The organism is Pseudomonas gingeri (assembly GCF_013385425.1).
Lineage (GTDB): Bacteria > Pseudomonadota > Gammaproteobacteria > Pseudomonadales > Pseudomonadaceae > Aquipseudomonas > Aquipseudomonas gingeri_D.
Map to the genome: position 1 here is coordinate 134,059 of NZ_JACAQA010000010.1, position 15,756 is coordinate 149,814.

Consider the following 15,756-nt stretch of genomic DNA (forward strand, 5'->3'; position numbering starts at 1 on the left):
TCTCCCTTGTCGGCGCGAGCAGGCTCGCACCGGCAAAGGGGGACAACACTAGCCCGGAACGCGGCGGATCTTGGCACCGAGCATCTGCAACTTCTCTTCGATGCACTCATAACCACGGTCGATGTGGTAGATGCGGTCGATCAGCGTGTCGCCTTCAGCGGTCAGGGCCGAAATCACCAGGCTGGCCGAAGCCCGCAGGTCGGTGGCCATGACCGGCGCGCCTTTCAGGCGTTCGGTACCGGTCACGATGGCGGTGTTGCCTTCGACCTGGATCTTGGCGCCCATGCGATGCAGCTCGTACACGTGCATGAAACGGTTTTCGAAAATCGTCTCGATCACCGCGCCGGTGCCTTCGGCAATGGCGTTGAGCGAAATGAACTGGGCCTGCATGTCGGTCGGGAATGCCGGATACGGCGCGGTGCGCACGTTGACGGCCTTCGGACGCTTGCCATGCATGTTCAGCTCGATCCAGTCTTCACCGGTGGTGATTTCAGCACCGGACTCCTTCAGCTTCTCGAGCACGGCTTCGAGAATGGTCGGATCGGTGTCCTTGACCTTGACCCGGCCACCAGTGGCAGCCGCGGCCACCAGGTAGGTACCGGTTTCGATACGGTCCGGCATCACCTTGTAGGTGGCCGAATGCAGGCGCTCCACACCGTCAATGGTGATGGTGTCGGTACCGGCACCGCTGACCTTGGCGCCCATGGCGTTGAGGAAGTTCGCCAGGTCGACCACTTCCGGCTCGCGCGCGGCGTTCTGCAGCACGCTGCGGCCACGGGCCAGGGAAGCGGCCATCATGATGTTCTCGGTACCGGTCACGGAGACGGTATCGAAGAAGAAGTTTGCCCCGCGCAGGCCGCCTTCCGGCGCCTTGGCCTTGATGTAGCCGCCTTCGACGTCGATCACCGCACCCATGGCTTCCAGGCCACGAATGTGCAGGTCCACCGGACGCGAGCCGATGGCGCAACCGCCAGGCAGGGCGACTTCGGCTTCACCGAAACGGGCGACCATCGGGCCCAGCACCAGGATCGAGGCGCGCATGGTTTTCACCAGCTCGTAAGGCGCGATCAGGGTCTTGATGGTGCGCGGATCGATTTCCACGCTGAGCTTCTCGTCGATCACCGGCTCGATGCCCATGCGCCCGAACAGCTCGATCATGGTGGTGATGTCGTGCAGGTGCGGCAGGTTGGCCACGGTCACCGGGCCATCGCACAACAACGTGGCGGCCAGGATCGGCAGGGCGGAGTTCTTCGCCCCGGAAATGCGGATTTCGCCATCAAGACGAACGCCGCCAGTAATAATCAGTTTGTCCATAAGGGTCTCGACGCCAATTCAGGCTCAGGTGCGCTCGGCCCAGGCCGCGCGGCTGAAAAATTTCATAGTGACCGCATGGATGCTGCCATCGGCGATCCACGGGTTCAAATGGGCATAGATGCTCTGCTGACGCTTCACCGGGCTCAGGGCCACCAGTTCGTCGCTAATCACATTCAGCTGGAAGTTGCAGCCTTCGCCTTCAACTTCAACACGGCTTCCCGGCAGCTTTCCCTCAAGGAAGCTCTTCACTTCTATGGCCTGCATGCTCAACCTCAATCGGCGCCCAACGCGCGCGGGTCGGCCATCATACAAAAAAGCCCCGCGCCTGCGAACCCCGCATTGCAGGACTCTGACGGGGGGCTTCTTTATTCATGGCACTGTCAATGAACGCCGAGGATCTCCGTCAACTCGGAAACCTCGGCGATTTCACGCATGTCTTGCGGCATGGCGCGAATATTCAGGGATTTGCCACCCTCGGCGGCGTCACGCATGAATGCCAGCAGCAAGGCCAGGCCGACACTGCTGGATTTCTCCACCGCGGAACAGTCGACCACCAGGGCCGGCGCGGTGCTGGCCTTGATCAGCGCCTGCCCGTCCTTGCGCAAGGCCGGGCCGGTGCTGTAGTCGATCACACCGGCCAGCAGCACTTCACCGGCCTCACCGGCGCGAACGCTGGCTTCACTCACTCTGCGCCGCCTTCTGTGGGTTTTTCTCGGACTCGGCCTTGGCCTTCTCCACTTCGCCGGCCCAGTTGTTGATGGTCTGGTCCAGGTTGTTGCCGTTGCGCTGCATCGCGTCGGCGAACTGATCGCGGAACAGCTTGCCGATATTGATGCCGTTGATGATCACGTTGCGCAGTTTCCACTCGCCATTGATTTTCTCAAGGGTGTAGGAAACCGGATAGACGGCGCCATTGTTGCCTTTGACGGTCATGCCGACGCTGGTGCGATCGCCCGACTCATCCTTCGGCGCGTCGACGGTGATGCCCTGGTTGTTGTACTCCAGCAAGGCGTTGCCGTAGAACTGGAACAGACCCTTCTTGAAGTTCTCCTCGAAGGTTTTCATCTGCTCGGGCGTGGCCTTGCGCGAGTACTTGACCGTCATGATGCTTTTGGAAATACCTTCGGCGTCCACCACCGGGCCGACGATGCTGTTAAGCGCATCGTAGAAGGCCTGGGGGTTCTGCTTGTACTGGGCCTTGTTCGCGGTCAGGTCGGCCAGCATCCGGTCAGTGGTGCTCTTGACCAGGTCATGGGCCGACGTGTCCGCCATGGCGTTGCCCATAAGAGGCAAGGTCGCCAGCAGCACCAACAGACTACGTCGCAACATCGAGATCATGGAAAAACTCCTCATTTGGCGTCTTTGTTCACGGTATTGAGCAGGAATTTACCGATCAGATCTTCCAGTACCAGCGACGACTGGGTGTCGTGGATGGTCCCACCATCCTTGAGCACGGCACTTTCCCCGCCCACGCTGAGACCGATGTACTTCTCGCCGAGCAAGCCCGCCGTGAGGATAGACGCAGTGGAATCAGTCGGCAGGTTGTTCACGCGTTTTTCAACTTGCATGGTCACCCGGCCGGTGAAACTGTCATGGTCCAGATCGATCGCCGTCACCTTGCCGATAGTCACACCGGCCATGGTGACCTTGGCTCTGACAGTCAAACCGGCGATATTGTCGAAGTACGCATATAATTTATACGTTTCAGTGTTTGTCGTAGGGGACAGTCCACTGACCCGCAACGCAAGCAGCAGCAAAGCCAGGATGCCAGCCAGCAGAAAAAGGCCGACACCGATTTCCAGGGTGCGGTTTTGCATCAGAAATCTCCAAACATCAAGGCGGTCAGAATAAAGTCAAGGCCAAGCACGGCCAAGGAGGCATAGACCACGGTCTTGGTTGTGGCACGGCTGATCCCCTCGGAAGTGGGTTCGCAGTCGTAGCCTTGAAAGACGGCAATCCAGGTCACCACGAAGGCGAATACGATACTTTTGATAATCCCGTTCAGCACATCACTGTTGAACGTCACGCTGTTCTGCATGTTGGCCCAGTAGGAGCCGTCGTAGACCCCCAGCCAGTCCACCGCCACCCAGGAACCGCCCCAGATCCCGACCACACTGAAGATCATCGCCAGCAGCGGCAGGGAGATAAAGCCGGCCCAGAGCCGCGGCGCAATAATGTACTTGAGCGGATCGACACCGATCATTTCCAGGCTGGACAGTTGCTCGGTGGATTTCATGTTGCCGATTTCGGCGGTCAGCGCCGAACCGGCCCGTCCGGCGAACAGCAGCGCGGTGACCACCGGCCCGAGTTCACGCAGCAGCGTCAGGGCGACCATCTGCCCCACCGCCTGCTCGGAACCGTAGCTGGAAAGAATGTTGAAGCCCTGCAAGGCCAGGACCATGCCGATGAACACGCCGGAGACGACGATGATCACCAGGCTCATCACGCCCACGGAATGCAATTGCTTGATCAACAGCCCGAAACCGCCGCCAATGCCGCCGCGGCCGAACAGCACATGGAACAGGAACAACGTCGAACGGCCGAGCACGGCGAGCACGTCCAGGCCCGAACGGCCGAACAGACGCACTCTCTCGATAAGTGATTTCTTGCGCATTGTCAGCGCTTCCCCAACAGGTCGGCGCGGTAGTCCGTCGCCGGAAAGTGGAACGGCACGGGACCGTCGGGATCGCCCTTCATGAACTGGCGGATACGCGGGTTATCGGCGTTCATCAGTTCTTCCGGGGTGCCTTGCCCGAGCACCTGGCCGTCACCGACCACATACAGGTAGTCGGCGATGCTCGCGGTTTCGGCCAGATCGTGGGAAACCACGATGCTGGTGATGCCCAGGGCGTCATTGAGCAGTCGGATCAGGCGCACGAGGACGCCCATGGCGATCGGGTCCTGGCCGACGAACGGTTCGTCGTACATGAGGATCTGCGGGTCCAGGGCTATCGCCCGGGCCAGGGCCACACGCCGTTTCATACCACCGGACAGCTCGTCGGGCATCAGGTCGACCGCCCCGCGCAGTCCCACTGCCTGCAATTTCAGCAGAACAATGTCACGAATCATTTCTTCCGGCAGTTCGGTGTGGACCCGCAGCGGAAAGGCGACGTTCTCGAAAACATCCAGGTCGGTGAACAGCGCACCGCTCTGGAACAGCACGCCCATATGCTTGCGCGCGTCGAACAGATCGCCGCGCGACAGGGTGGGAAGATTCTGACCATTGACCCAGACTTCGCCGCCGCTGGGGCGCAGTTGCGCGCCCATCAGCCGCAACAGGGTGGTCTTGCCGCACCCGGAAGGTCCCATGATGCCGGTGACCTTGCCTCGCGGGATACGAATGTCGACATTATTGAAGATGCTGCGCGCACCGCGCTTGAAGGTCACACCCTTCAGCTCGACCGCGTAGGCGTTATCGGCGCTCATCTAAACTCCTTGCGATGCAGCCTCGGACTCGGACACCAGGCCTCTCTTGAGAAGAGGCACATACTTCCTGAGCGGGCCGAACTAGCCGCGAACTATATCACCGCTGATACGACCCGCCCAAGGCCGAAGCCACCCTTGTTCAGGATAAATAAAGCCGGGCTTGACGGCTTGCGAGATAAAAACCCGAGGCAAAGTCCTACAGGCACCACGCAAAACGTAATGATCTAGTGGGAGTGGAGAAGGCATTACCGCTATAATCGCGCCTTTTCATCAGGCTAACCGATTTCTGACATGAGCCAATCCAGCGACCTGATTCAATCAGCACAACGCACCATCCGCCTCGAACGCGAAGCCGTAGAAGGCTTGCTCGCCCATATCGACGCAGATTTCGTACGCGCTTGCGAAATGATTCTGGCCAGCAAGGGCCGTGTGGTCGTGGTCGGCATGGGCAAGTCCGGGCACATCGGCAACAAGATCGCCGCGACCCTGGCCAGCACCGGCACCACGGCGTTTTTCGTTCACCCCGCCGAAGCCAGCCACGGCGACATGGGCATGATCACCCGCGATGACATCATCCTGGCCCTGTCCAACTCCGGCTCGACCGCGGAAATCGTCACCCTGCTGCCCTTGATCAAACGCCTGGGCATCCAGTTGATCAGCCTGACCGGCAACCCCGACTCGCCGTTGGCCAAGGCCGCCGAAGTCAACCTCAACGTGCATGTCGAGCACGAGGCCTGCCCGCTGAACCTGGCGCCGACCTCCTCCACCACCGCGGCCCTGGTGATGGGCGACGCCCTGGCGGTGGCCCTGCTCGAGGCCCGCGGCTTCACCGCCGAGGACTTCGCCTTTTCCCACCCGGGCGGCGCCCTGGGGCGGCGTTTGCTGCTGAAAGTGGAAAATGTCATGCACGCCGGCGATGAGCTGCCGCAGGTCCTGCGCGGCACCCTGTTAAAAAATGCACTGATGGAAATGACTCGCAAAGGCCTTGGCATGACCGTGATCGCCGAAGCCGACGGGCGCCTCGCCGGGATCTTCACCGACGGTGACCTGCGCCGGACCCTGGACCGCACCATCGACATCCATACGGCCCTGATCGAAGACGTCATGACCCCTCACGGCAAGACCGCCCGGGCCGACATGCTCGCCGCCGAAGCCCTGAAAATCATGGAAGACCACAAGATCAGCGCGCTGGTGGTGGTCGACAGCGACGACCGCCCGGTGGGCGCCCTGAACATGCACGATCTGCTGCGCGCGGGAGTGATGTAAATGAACGACGATCTGTTGCAACGCGGCCAGGCCATCAAGCTGGCGGTCTTCGACGTCGATGGCGTACTGACCGACGGTCGCCTGTACTTCCTCGAGGACGGCAGCGAATTCAAGTCGTTCAGCACCCTCGACGGCCAGGGCATCAAGATGCTGATGGCCGCCGGCGTGCAAACCGCTATTATCAGCGGTCGCAAGACCGCACTGGTCGAACGACGGGCGCGGAACCTCGGCATTCCCCACGTCTACCAGGGCCGCGAGGACAAGCTGGTGGTGCTCGACACCCTGCTGGCCCAGCTCAATCTCAGCTATGAACAGGTCGCCTACCTGGGTGACGACCTGCCGGACCTGCCGGTGATCCGCCGCGTCGGCCTGGGCATGGCCGTGGCCAACGCCGCCAGCTTTGTCCGCGAACACGCCCACGGCATCACCCGGGCCCGGGGCGGCGACGGCGCCGCCCGCGAATTCTGCGAACTGATCCTGCAAGCCCAGGGCAGTCTTGAAGCGGCTCACGCCGCCTACCTGTAGAGCTATTTATGCTGAGCAAGAAAATTCGCAATATTCTGCTGTTCGCAGTCATCGCCGCCATTTTCGCGGCCGTTGGCTACTGGAACATCAGCCCGGAACGCTTCCTCGAGCGCCCGGTGGCGCAGGTCGATGAAACCCAGATCGACTACTACGCTATTAATGCCCACAGCATTCAGTACATGCCCGACGGTCGGGTACAGTACGACCTGACCGGCGACAAGGTCGAACACCTCAAGGCGTCCGACGTGACCCTGGTGACCAAGCCCGACATGCACATCTACCGTGGCACGGTCTATCCCTGGCATGTCCAGAGCGAGCACGCCGAGGTCAATCCAGACGGCACCGAGATCGAACTGATCGACTCCGTACGGGTGGCGCGGACCGACGAACTACAGCGGGAAGTCATCATTACCAGCAGTCGCATGACAGTATTCCCACAGAAGCAATATGCGCAGACCGAGCAAGCCGTTAGAATCGACGGCGCCGACGGCGTGACCACTGGCAAGGGAATGAAAGCGTATTTGAACGACAGCCGGATACACCTGCTGTCCAATGTAAGAGGACAGTATGAGTCTCGTTAAAACCCTCCCTATTTTGCTTGGCCTCGGTGCGGCACTGGGAAGCGTGAGCGCCTGGGCTCTGCCGACCGACAGCCAGCAGCCCATTCGCATCCAGGCCGACGACGCTCAGCTGGACGACAAGCAAGGCATCGCCACCTACAAAGGTGACGTGGTCATTACCCAAGGCTCGATGATCGTCAAGGGCAACACCGTGACGCTGACCCGGACCAAGGACGGCGCCATCGACGTGGTGACCTCCGTGGGTAACCTGGCCTACTTCGAGCAACTGCAGAAAGTCGGCGATCCGAAGCCGGTGCAGGGCTATGGCGTGACCATCCAGTACCACGCCCAACAGAACCGCATCATCCTGATCGACAAGGCCAAGGTGATCAACGACGGCAACACCACCGAAGGCGAGAAAATCGTCTACGACACGGTGAAGCAGATCGCCCAGGCCGGCCGCGCCAACGGCAGCACGATCACCGCCCCGCGCCCACGCATCGACATGGTCATCCAGCCGAAGCAGAAAACCGAACAGCAGAAGGCGCAGTAATGGCAACCCTGAAAGCCCAGCATCTGGCCAAGGCCTACAAAAGTCGCCAGGTGGTGCGTGATGTCAGCCTGTCGATCGACAGCGGGCAGATCGTCGGCTTGCTCGGCCCCAACGGTGCCGGCAAGACCACCTGCTTCTACATGATCGTCGGCCTGGTCCAGGCCGACCAGGGTCGCGTGCTGATCGACGACCAGGATGTCAGCCACCAGCCGATGCACGGCCGCGCGCGCGCCGGGATCGGCTATCTGCCCCAGGAAGCGTCGATTTTCCGCAAGCTGTCGGTGGCGGACAACATCATGGCGATCCTCGAGACCCGCAAGGAGCTCGACAAGAACAGCCGCCGCAAGGAGCTGGAAAGCCTGTTGCAGGAATTCCACATCAGCCACATTCGCGACAACCTCGGCATGAGCCTGTCCGGTGGTGAACGACGCCGGGTGGAAATCGCCCGCGCCCTGGCCACCGCGCCGAAATTCATCCTGCTCGACGAACCCTTCGCCGGGGTCGACCCGATTTCCGTTGGCGATATCAAACAGATCATCCATCACCTCAAGGCCAAGGGCATCGGCGTACTGATCACCGACCACAACGTCCGCGAGACCCTGGACATCTGCGAAACGGCCTATATCGTCAATGATGGACAGCTGATCGCCGAAGGCGATTCGGCCACTATCCTGGCCAACGAACTGGTCAAGGAAGTCTACCTGGGCCATGAGTTCCGCCTGTAAACATCGAGGTAACGGATCAACCGCCAGAGCGCTCCCTGTTCAATAAAAACCACAAGATTTTTATTGTTACAGCGCTCTAGGCAAAGGCTCGGGTTTCAGGCATATAATTTGCTTATGTTTGGCGCCCCGGCGCCCTGTAGAGTGGATGGCGCATGCGCGCCGGCGAATAAGGTGTTAAGCCCCTGCCATGAAACCATCGCTAGTCCTGAGAATGGGCCAGCAGCTGACGATGACACCGCAGCTGCAACAGGCCATCCGCCTGCTCCAATTGTCGACCCTGGACCTTCAGCAGGAAATCCAGGAGGCCCTGGAGTCCAATCCGATGCTCGAACGCCAGGAAGAAGGCGACGACTTCGACAATACCGACCCGTTGGCCGACAACGCCGAGCACAAACCCAACACTGAAATCCAGGAACCCTCCTTCCAGCAGGAAACCGCCCCGACGGTGGACAACCTCGAGGAAGGCGACTGGAACGAGCGCATTCCCAACGAACTGCCCGTCGACACCGCCTGGGAAGATGTCTACCAGACCAGCGCCAGCAGCCTGCCAAGCAACGATGACGACGAGTGGGACTTCACCACCCGTACCTCGGCCGGCGAGAGCCTGCAGAGCCATCTGCTCTGGCAACTGAACCTGGCGCCGATGTCCGACACCGATCGGCTGATCGCCGTGACCCTGATCGACTGCATCAACAATCAGGGCTACCTGGACGAAACCCTCGAGGAAATCCTCGACGCCTTCGACCCGGAGCTGGATATCGAGCTGGACGAGATCGAAGCGGTACTGCATCGCATCCAGCAATTCGAACCGGCCGGCATCGGCGCGCGCAACCTCGGCGAATGCCTGCTGCTGCAATTGCGTCAGCTGCCAGCACGCACGCCCTGGCTGGCCGAAGCCCAGCGCCTGGTCAGCGACTACATCGACCTGCTCGGCAGCCGCGACTACAGCCAACTGATGCGGCGCATGAAGCTCAAGGAAGACGAGCTGCGCCAGGTCATCGAGCTGGTCCAGAGCCTCAATCCGCGCCCGGGCTCGCAAATCGAGTCCAGCGAAGCCGAATACGTCGTCCCCGACGTGATCGTGCGCAAGGACAACGAGCGCTGGCTGGTGGAACTGAACCAGGAGTCGGTGCCGCGCCTGCGGGTCAATCCGCAGTATGCCGGTTTTGTCCGCCGCGCCGACACCAGTGCCGACAACACCTTCATGCGCAACCAGTTGCAGGAAGCCCGCTGGTTCATCAAGAGTCTGCAGAGCCGCAACGAAACCCTGATGAAGGTCGCCACCCAGATCGTCGAGCACCAGCGCGGCTTCCTGGAATACGGTGACGAGGCGATGAAGCCGCTGGTCCTGCATGACATCGCCGAAGCGGTGGGCATGCACGAGTCGACGATTTCCCGGGTGACCACGCAAAAATTCATGCATACCCCCCGCGGTATCTATGAACTGAAATACTTTTTCTCCAGCCACGTCAGCACCTCCGAAGGCGGCGAATGCTCGTCCACGGCGATCCGCGCGATCATCAAGAAACTGGTTGCAGCGGAAAATCAGAAAAAGCCGTTGAGTGACAGCAAGATCGCTGGTTTACTGGAGGCACAAGGCATTCAGGTGGCCCGTCGTACTGTCGCCAAATACCGTGAGTCCCTGGGGATAGCCCCCTCTAGCGAACGGAAGCGACTGATGTAGTGGACGGGCCCCGTTACAGCGTTCCAGTGGTGGGCAATCGCCTACCGCTTTATGCACTGGCAACGAAGGAGAAGCTGTATGCAAGTCAATATCAGTGGACACCAGCTGGAAGTGACCGAACCCCTGCGTGCTTACATCGGCGAGAAACTCGACCGACTGGAGCGTCATTTCGACAAGATCACCAACGTACAGGTGACCATGGCCGTCGAAAAACTGAAGCAGAAAATCGAAGCCACCTTGCATATCCACGGCGGTGAAGTGGTCGCCAACGCCGAGCATGACGACATGTATGCGGCGATCGACCTGCTCACCGACAAGTTGGACCGACAACTGAAAAAGCATAAGGAAAAGAACCTGCACCTGCTCCAAGGTACAGGTCGCTGATACCCATCCATGATCCGACTTGAAAGCATCCTGACCCCCGGCCGTTCTTTGGTGAACGTGCCGGGCGGCAGTAAAAAGAAAGCCCTCGAGCAAATTGCCAACCTGATCAGCCACGAAGTTCCTTACCTGGCCATGCAGGATGTCTTCGACAGCCTGATCGCCCGGGAGAAACTCGGCTCGACCGGTTTCGGCAATGGCATTGCCATCCCGCACTGCCGCCTGAAGGGTTGCGTGGCGCCCATCAGCGCCCTGATGCACCTGGACGCCCCTATCGATTTCGACGCCATCGACGGCGCGCCGGTTGACCTGCTGTTCGTCCTGCTGGTCCCGGAAGCCGCCACCGATGCCCACCTGGAACTGCTTCGGCAGATTGCCAGCATGCTCGACCGCAAGGACGTACGCGACAAACTGCGTGCGGCAACCTCCAACCAGGCCCTGTACCAGGTAGTCCTGGACGAGCAGAGCGGTCACTGACCATGCGCTTGATCATCGTCAGCGGCCGCTCCGGCTCGGGTAAAAGTACCGCCCTCGATGTCCTCGAGGACAACGGTTACTACTGCATCGACAACCTGCCGGCCGGCCTGCTGCCAGAGCTGGCCGAACGTGCGCTGATCCATACCGAGCTGGCGCAACCGCTGGTCGCCGTTTCCATCGACGCACGCAACCTGCCCAGCCACCTGTCACGCTTCCCGGAACTGCTCGATGAAGTGCGCAGCCGGCATATCCAGTGCGATGTGCTGTACCTGGACGCCGACGAGGAAACCCTGCTCAAGCGTTTTTCCGAAACCCGTCGACGCCACCCGCTGAGCAATGCCAATCGCTCACTGGCCGAGGCCATCCGCGACGAAAGCAACCTGCTGGGGCCGATCTCGGACCTGGCCGACCTCAAGGTCAACACCACCAACCTGAACCTCTATCAACTGCGCGACACCATCAAGCTGCGCCTGCTGAACCAGCCGGAACCGGGTACCGCCTTCCTGGTCGAGTCGTTCGGTTTCAAGCGCGGGATGCCGGTGGATGCCGACCTGGTGTTCGACGTACGCTGCCTGCCCAATCCCTACTGGAAACCGGAACTGCGCGAGCAGTCCGGGCTCGACCAACCGGTGGTCGAATACCTGGCCGCACAAGCCGACGTCGAGGAGATGTACCAGGATATTTCCAGTTATTTGCTTAAATGGTTGCCGCGTTTTGCCGCCAGCAACCGGGCTTATGTCACTATTGCCATCGGCTGCACGGGCGGGCATCACCGCTCCGTCTACCTCACCGAACGCTTGGGCAAGGCCCTGCAACAATCCCTGAAGAACGTCCAGGTCCGCCACCGCGACCTTAGCTGAAAGGACCACCACCGCGATGCCCGCTCTGGAAATTGAAATCATCAACAAACTGGGTCTGCACGCCCGTGCTTCGGCGAAATTCGTCGGCGTGGCCGGCCAGTTCCCCTGCCAGATCCGCGCCGGGCGTACACCGGAAAGCATGGTCGACGGCAAGAGCATCATGGCCATGATGATGCTGGCCGCTGGCAAGGGCACCAAGATTCACCTGAAGACCGAAGGCGAACAGGAAGACGCGGCCATGGCGGCGCTGGTCAAGCTGATCAACAACTATTTCGACGAAGGCGAATAAAGCCCGATAAGACATTCGGATCCTGCAGCGCCTATTCAGACGCCATCGCCGGCAAGCCGACTCCCGCAGGGACCGTGTTTGGCCTTAACTGAACGGCATCAGGGCAAGCCCGCTCGCCACGGGTCCAGTACAACCAAAGGTCCCCGTGAGGCCAAAAAAAGGGTGTCATCCATTGGATGACACCCTTTTTTTACAACCGATACGCCGAATCAGCTACCGGCGACCATCATCCGCTCGATCAACACCGAACCGGTACGGATATGGCTGCGCAGCTCAAGATCACTGCCAACCGCCACGATCTGCTTGAACATGTCACGCATATTGCCGGCAATGGTCACTTCCTGGACCGGGAACTGGATCTCGCCATTCTCGACCCAGAAGCCCGCCGCCCCACGCGAGTAATCGCCGGTGACCATGTTCAGCCCATGGCCCATCAACTCGGTCACCAGCAGGCCGCGGCCCATGCGCCGGATCAGCGCGTCCTGGTCCTCGACCCCATGGGTGACGAACAGGTTGTGCACGCCACCGGCGTTGGCCGTGCTCGGCAGACCCAGCTTGCGCCCCGAGTAGGTACCCAGCACATAGGAGACCAGGGTGCCATTTTCGACGAACGGCTTGGCATAGGTCGCCAGGCCATCACCGTCAAACGCCGAACTGCCCATGGCCTGCATCAGGTGCGGACGCTCGTCGAGGGTCAGCCACTCAGGGAACAGGCGCTGGCCCATCGCCCCTTCGAGGAAAGAGGACTTGCGGTACAGGTTACCGCCGGAGATCGCCGAGAGGAAATTGCCGAACAGACCACCGGCCAACTCCGCCGAGAACAGCACCGGCACTTCGCAGGTCGGCACCGGACGCGCGCCCAGCCGGCTGGCCGCCCGTTGCGCGGCCTTGCGGCCAATGCTCGAGGCATCCGCGAGCAATTCGCCCTGGCGATTGACGTCATACCAGTAGTCCCGCTGCATCTGACCGTCGCCTTCGGCGATCATCACGCAACTGAGGCTGTGCCGGGTAGAAGCCGAACCGCCGATAAACCCGTGGCTGTTGCCATACACCCGGCAGCCCTGGGAGGTGCTCAGGGTAGTGCCGTCGGCATTCTTGATCCGGCTGTCGGCGTCAAACGCCGCCGCCTCGCAGATCAATGCGCGCTCGATGGCCTGCTCAGGGGTGATGTCCCAGGCATGGAACAGATCGAAATCCTTGAGCTCCTTGGCCATCAGGGCCGCATCAGCCAGGCCCGAGTGCTCGTCTTCCGAGGTGTGCTTGGCGATGGCCAGGGCCGCCGCCACGGTTTCGCGAATCGCTTCAGGACCACTGGCCGAGGTGCTGGCCGAGCCCTTGCGCTGCCCCACGTACAAGGTGATGCCGAAGCCCTGGTCGCGGTTGAACTCGACGGTTTCCACTTCCCGCTGGCGCACCGAAGTCGACAGCCCCTGCTCCAGGGATACCGCCACTTCACAGGCACTGGCGCCCTGGCGTTTGGCTTCGGCGAGAATCTGCTCGACCTGCTCCTGCAGGACCGGCAACGCCTGCGGGCCGACGCTTTTGGCTGAACTCATGGCTTTCTCCACTCAGCTTTCTGTAATTAAATGCAGCTTTCGCTCAAGGTCTTCGAGCGACCGGGCCGGACAAGCGGCCCCCGACTGGTTATCATGGCGGCGTTTCTTTGCGGACTGCCACCATGGTTGATTCTTACGACGACTCCCTCGATGGGGAGAAAAGCAAAACCCAGGTCAAACGCGAGCTGCATGCTCTGGTTGATCTCGGCGAGCGCCTGACAACACTCAAGCCCGACTTGGTGGCAAAACTGCCACTGACCGACGGCTTGCGCCGTGCCCTGGCCGAAGCGCCGAAGCACACCGCGAATATCGCGCGTAAACGGCATATCCAGTTCATCGGCAGGCTGATGCGCGATCAGGACACTGACGCCATTCTGGTTCTGCTCGATCAACTCGACGCCTCCACCCGGCAATACAACGAACGTTTCCACAATCTCGAACGCTGGCGTGATCGCTTGATCGCAGGCGCCGACGATGTGCTGGAAAAGTTCGTCGCCGACTACCCGGACGCTGATCGCCAGCAACTGCGTTCCCTGATCCGCCAGGCTCAACACGAGCTTGCGCAGAACAAGGCGCCGGCCTCCAGCCGTAAAATCTTCAAGTACATCCGTGAGCTGGACGACGCTCAACGCGGCCTGCGTTGATCTTCGCCCCGGGTGAGTCGCCTTGGCGCTCACCCGACGCTCCACCTCTTCCTACGACCCCGTGCCACCCACGGTGATCGCATCGATTTTCAAGGTTGGCTGACCGACCCCCACCGGTACCGACTGCCCATCCTTGCCGCACGTGCCCACGCCGCTGTCCAGCGCCAGGTCGTTACCGACCATCGACACCCGACTCATGGCTTCCGGGCCGTTGCCGATCAGGGTCGCGCCCTTGACCGGTGCGGTGATCTTGCCGTCTTCGATCAGGTAGGCCTCGCTGGTGGAGAACACGAACTTGCCGCTGGTGATATCGACCTGGCCGCCGCCGAGGTTGGCGCAGTAGATCCCGCGTTTCACCGAGGCGATGATTTCCGCCGGATCGCTTTCGCCACCGAGCATGTAGGTGTTGGTCATGCGCGGCATCGGCAGATGCGCATAGGATTCGCGACGACCGTTGCCGGTGCGCGCCACACCCATCAGCCGGGCATTGAGCTTGTCCTGCATATAACCTTTGAGCACGCCGTTTTCGATCAGCGTGGTGCACTCGGTCGGTGTGCCTTCGTCGTCGACGCTCAGGGAACCACGACGACCAGCCAGGGTGCCGTCATCGACGATGGTGCAGAGTTTCGAGGCAACCATCTCGCCCATCCGCCCGCTGTAGGCCGAGCTGCCCTTGCGGTTGAAGTCGCCTTCCAGGCCGTGGCCGACCGCTTCGTGCAGCAGCACCCCGGACCAGCCGGAACCGAGCACCACCGGCAAGGTGCCGGCCGGCGCGGGAATCGCTTCAAGGTTGACCAGCGCCTGGCGCAGGGCCTCGCGGGCATAACCCATGGCCCGGTCTTCCGTGAGGAAATAACGATAGTCGGTACGCCCGCCACCGCCATGGCCGCCGCGTTCACGCCGGCCGTTCTGCTCGACGATCACACTGACATTGAAGCGCACCAGCGGCCGCACATCCGCCGCCAGGCCGCCGTCGGTGGAGGCCACGAGAATCCGCTCCCAGACCCCGGCCATGCTCACCGAAACCTGCTGGATACGCGGATCAAGGGCGCGAGTGGCGACATCGACACGCTTGAGCAACTCGACCTTCTCGGCACGGCTCATCACATCCAGCGGGTTGTCCGGCGCATACAACTGCGTGACTTCCTGGCTGCTGAACACCTGGACTTTGCCATGCTGCCCGGCCCGGGAAATCGAACGGGCGGCACGCGCCGCCGAGCCCAGGGCTTCGAGGGTAATGGCGTTGCTGTAGGCAAAACCGGTTTTTTCACCGGACTGGGCGCGTACGCCGACACCCTGGTCAAGGTTGAAACTGCCTTCCTTGACGATGCCGTCTTCCAGGGCCCAGGACTCGGAGATCTGCCCCTGGAAATACAGGTCGGCGGCGTCGATGCCCGGCCCGGCCAGGTCGCCCAGAACCGCTTGCAGACTTTCGATGGTCACGCCACCCGGCGCCAACAGGTGTTCGCTGACTGAGGACAACAACTCGCTCATGG

20 protein-coding genes are annotated in these 15,756 nt (G+C 61.2%); 11 read left to right on the forward strand and 9 right to left on the reverse strand.

Translation table 11 applies throughout. The features are described from left to right. Positions 1–48: 48 nt before the first annotated feature. The 7 genes from murA to HX830_RS15840 form a co-directional block, all read right to left on the reverse strand. Positions 49–1,314, reverse strand: coding sequence for a UDP-N-acetylglucosamine 1-carboxyvinyltransferase (gene murA / locus HX830_RS15810; RefSeq protein WP_100942234.1), 1,266 nt, complete (start codon positions 1,312–1,314; stop codon positions 49–51). A 24-nt stretch (positions 1,315–1,338) separates the two neighbouring features. Beyond that, on the reverse strand, positions 1,339–1,578 hold the full coding sequence (locus HX830_RS15815) for a BolA family protein (protein ID WP_103498065.1): 240 nt from the start codon (positions 1,576–1,578) through the stop codon (positions 1,339–1,341). 116 nt (positions 1,579–1,694) lie between these two features. After that, entirely contained in the window at positions 1,695–2,000 is a 306-nt protein-coding gene (locus HX830_RS15820; protein ID WP_177101131.1) for an STAS domain-containing protein, read from the reverse strand. Next, the gene (locus HX830_RS15825) at positions 1,993–2,652 is read right to left on the reverse strand and encodes an MlaC/ttg2D family ABC transporter substrate-binding protein (RefSeq protein WP_152740052.1); all 660 of its coding nucleotides are present in this window, start codon (positions 2,650–2,652) and stop codon (positions 1,993–1,995) included. Before HX830_RS15825 ends, HX830_RS15820 begins: the two co-directional genes overlap by 8 nt. A gap of 11 nt (positions 2,653–2,663) precedes the next feature. Further along, positions 2,664–3,131, reverse strand: coding sequence for an outer membrane lipid asymmetry maintenance protein MlaD (mlaD, locus tag HX830_RS15830; protein WP_103498067.1), 468 nt, complete (start codon positions 3,129–3,131; stop codon positions 2,664–2,666). Beyond that, entirely contained in the window at positions 3,131–3,928 is a 798-nt protein-coding gene (mlaE, locus tag HX830_RS15835) for a lipid asymmetry maintenance ABC transporter permease subunit MlaE (protein ID WP_177101133.1), read from the reverse strand. Before mlaE ends, mlaD begins: the two co-directional genes overlap by 1 nt. Before the next feature lie 2 nt (positions 3,929–3,930). Further along, positions 3,931–4,740 carry an ATP-binding cassette domain-containing protein gene (locus tag HX830_RS15840; RefSeq protein WP_103498069.1) on the reverse strand — a complete coding sequence of 270 codons (810 nt, stop codon included), beginning with the start codon at positions 4,738–4,740 and terminating at the stop codon, positions 3,931–3,933. Between the two features lie 291 nt (positions 4,741–5,031). Here HX830_RS15840 and HX830_RS15845 point away from each other — a divergent pair, with 291 nt between their 5' ends. From HX830_RS15845 to HX830_RS15890, 10 genes are all read left to right on the forward strand, one after another. After that, a complete protein-coding gene (locus tag HX830_RS15845) occupies positions 5,032–6,006 on the forward strand; it encodes a KpsF/GutQ family sugar-phosphate isomerase (RefSeq protein ID WP_103498070.1) in 975 nt (324 codons plus the stop codon). Further along, complete coding sequence (locus HX830_RS15850; RefSeq protein WP_177101137.1) at positions 6,007–6,531, forward strand: KdsC family phosphatase; 525 nt, start codon at positions 6,007–6,009, stop codon at positions 6,529–6,531. A gap of 8 nt (positions 6,532–6,539) precedes the next feature. Beyond that, complete coding sequence (gene lptC / locus HX830_RS15855) at positions 6,540–7,112, forward strand: LPS export ABC transporter periplasmic protein LptC (protein WP_103498072.1); 573 nt, start codon at positions 6,540–6,542, stop codon at positions 7,110–7,112. Further along, the gene (gene lptA / locus HX830_RS15860) at positions 7,099–7,644 is read left to right on the forward strand and encodes a lipopolysaccharide transport periplasmic protein LptA (RefSeq protein ID WP_103498073.1); all 546 of its coding nucleotides are present in this window, start codon (positions 7,099–7,101) and stop codon (positions 7,642–7,644) included. The genes lptC and lptA overlap by 14 nt, the downstream gene beginning before the upstream one ends. Then, entirely contained in the window at positions 7,644–8,369 is a 726-nt protein-coding gene (lptB, locus tag HX830_RS15865) for an LPS export ABC transporter ATP-binding protein (protein WP_152740057.1), read from the forward strand. Before lptA ends, lptB begins: the two co-directional genes overlap by 1 nt. A 187-nt stretch (positions 8,370–8,556) precedes the next feature. Next, positions 8,557–10,053, forward strand: a complete 1,497-nt coding sequence (locus HX830_RS15870) for an RNA polymerase factor sigma-54 (protein ID WP_103498075.1) — start codon at positions 8,557–8,559, stop codon at positions 10,051–10,053. A gap of 78 nt (positions 10,054–10,131) precedes the next feature. Next, positions 10,132–10,437 (forward strand): ribosome hibernation-promoting factor, HPF/YfiA family, encoded by a 306-nt coding sequence (gene hpf, locus HX830_RS15875; protein ID WP_017126531.1) that lies wholly within the window; start codon positions 10,132–10,134, stop codon positions 10,435–10,437. A 9-nt stretch (positions 10,438–10,446) separates the two neighbouring features. Continuing rightward, on the forward strand, positions 10,447–10,911 hold the full coding sequence (ptsN, locus tag HX830_RS15880; RefSeq protein ID WP_103498076.1) for a PTS IIA-like nitrogen regulatory protein PtsN: 465 nt from the start codon (positions 10,447–10,449) through the stop codon (positions 10,909–10,911). 2 nt (positions 10,912–10,913) lie between these two features. After that, positions 10,914–11,771, forward strand: coding sequence for an RNase adapter RapZ (rapZ, locus tag HX830_RS15885; RefSeq protein ID WP_152740058.1), 858 nt, complete (start codon positions 10,914–10,916; stop codon positions 11,769–11,771). Positions 11,772–11,787: 16 nt separating this feature from the next. Beyond that, a complete protein-coding gene (locus tag HX830_RS15890; RefSeq protein WP_103498078.1) occupies positions 11,788–12,060 on the forward strand; it encodes an HPr family phosphocarrier protein in 273 nt (90 codons plus the stop codon). 209 nt (positions 12,061–12,269) lie between these two features. On the opposite strand, the gene pmbA is transcribed toward HX830_RS15890, so the two are convergent. Beyond that, positions 12,270–13,616 carry a metalloprotease PmbA gene (gene pmbA, locus HX830_RS15895; RefSeq protein ID WP_177101139.1) on the reverse strand — a complete coding sequence of 449 codons (1,347 nt, stop codon included), beginning with the start codon at positions 13,614–13,616 and terminating at the stop codon, positions 12,270–12,272. Positions 13,617–13,738: 122 nt separating this feature from the next. On the opposite strand from pmbA, the gene yjgA reads away from it, so the two are divergent. Further along, positions 13,739–14,260: a ribosome biogenesis factor YjgA gene (gene yjgA, locus HX830_RS15900; RefSeq protein WP_103496431.1), complete on the forward strand. Its 522-nt coding sequence runs from the start codon at positions 13,739–13,741 to the stop codon at positions 14,258–14,260. A gap of 51 nt (positions 14,261–14,311) precedes the next feature. Here the strand turns inward: yjgA and tldD are convergent, their stop codons facing one another. Continuing rightward, positions 14,312–15,754, reverse strand: a complete 1,443-nt coding sequence (gene tldD, locus HX830_RS15905; protein WP_100942256.1) for a metalloprotease TldD — start codon at positions 15,752–15,754, stop codon at positions 14,312–14,314. Positions 15,755–15,756: the final 2 nt, after the last annotated feature.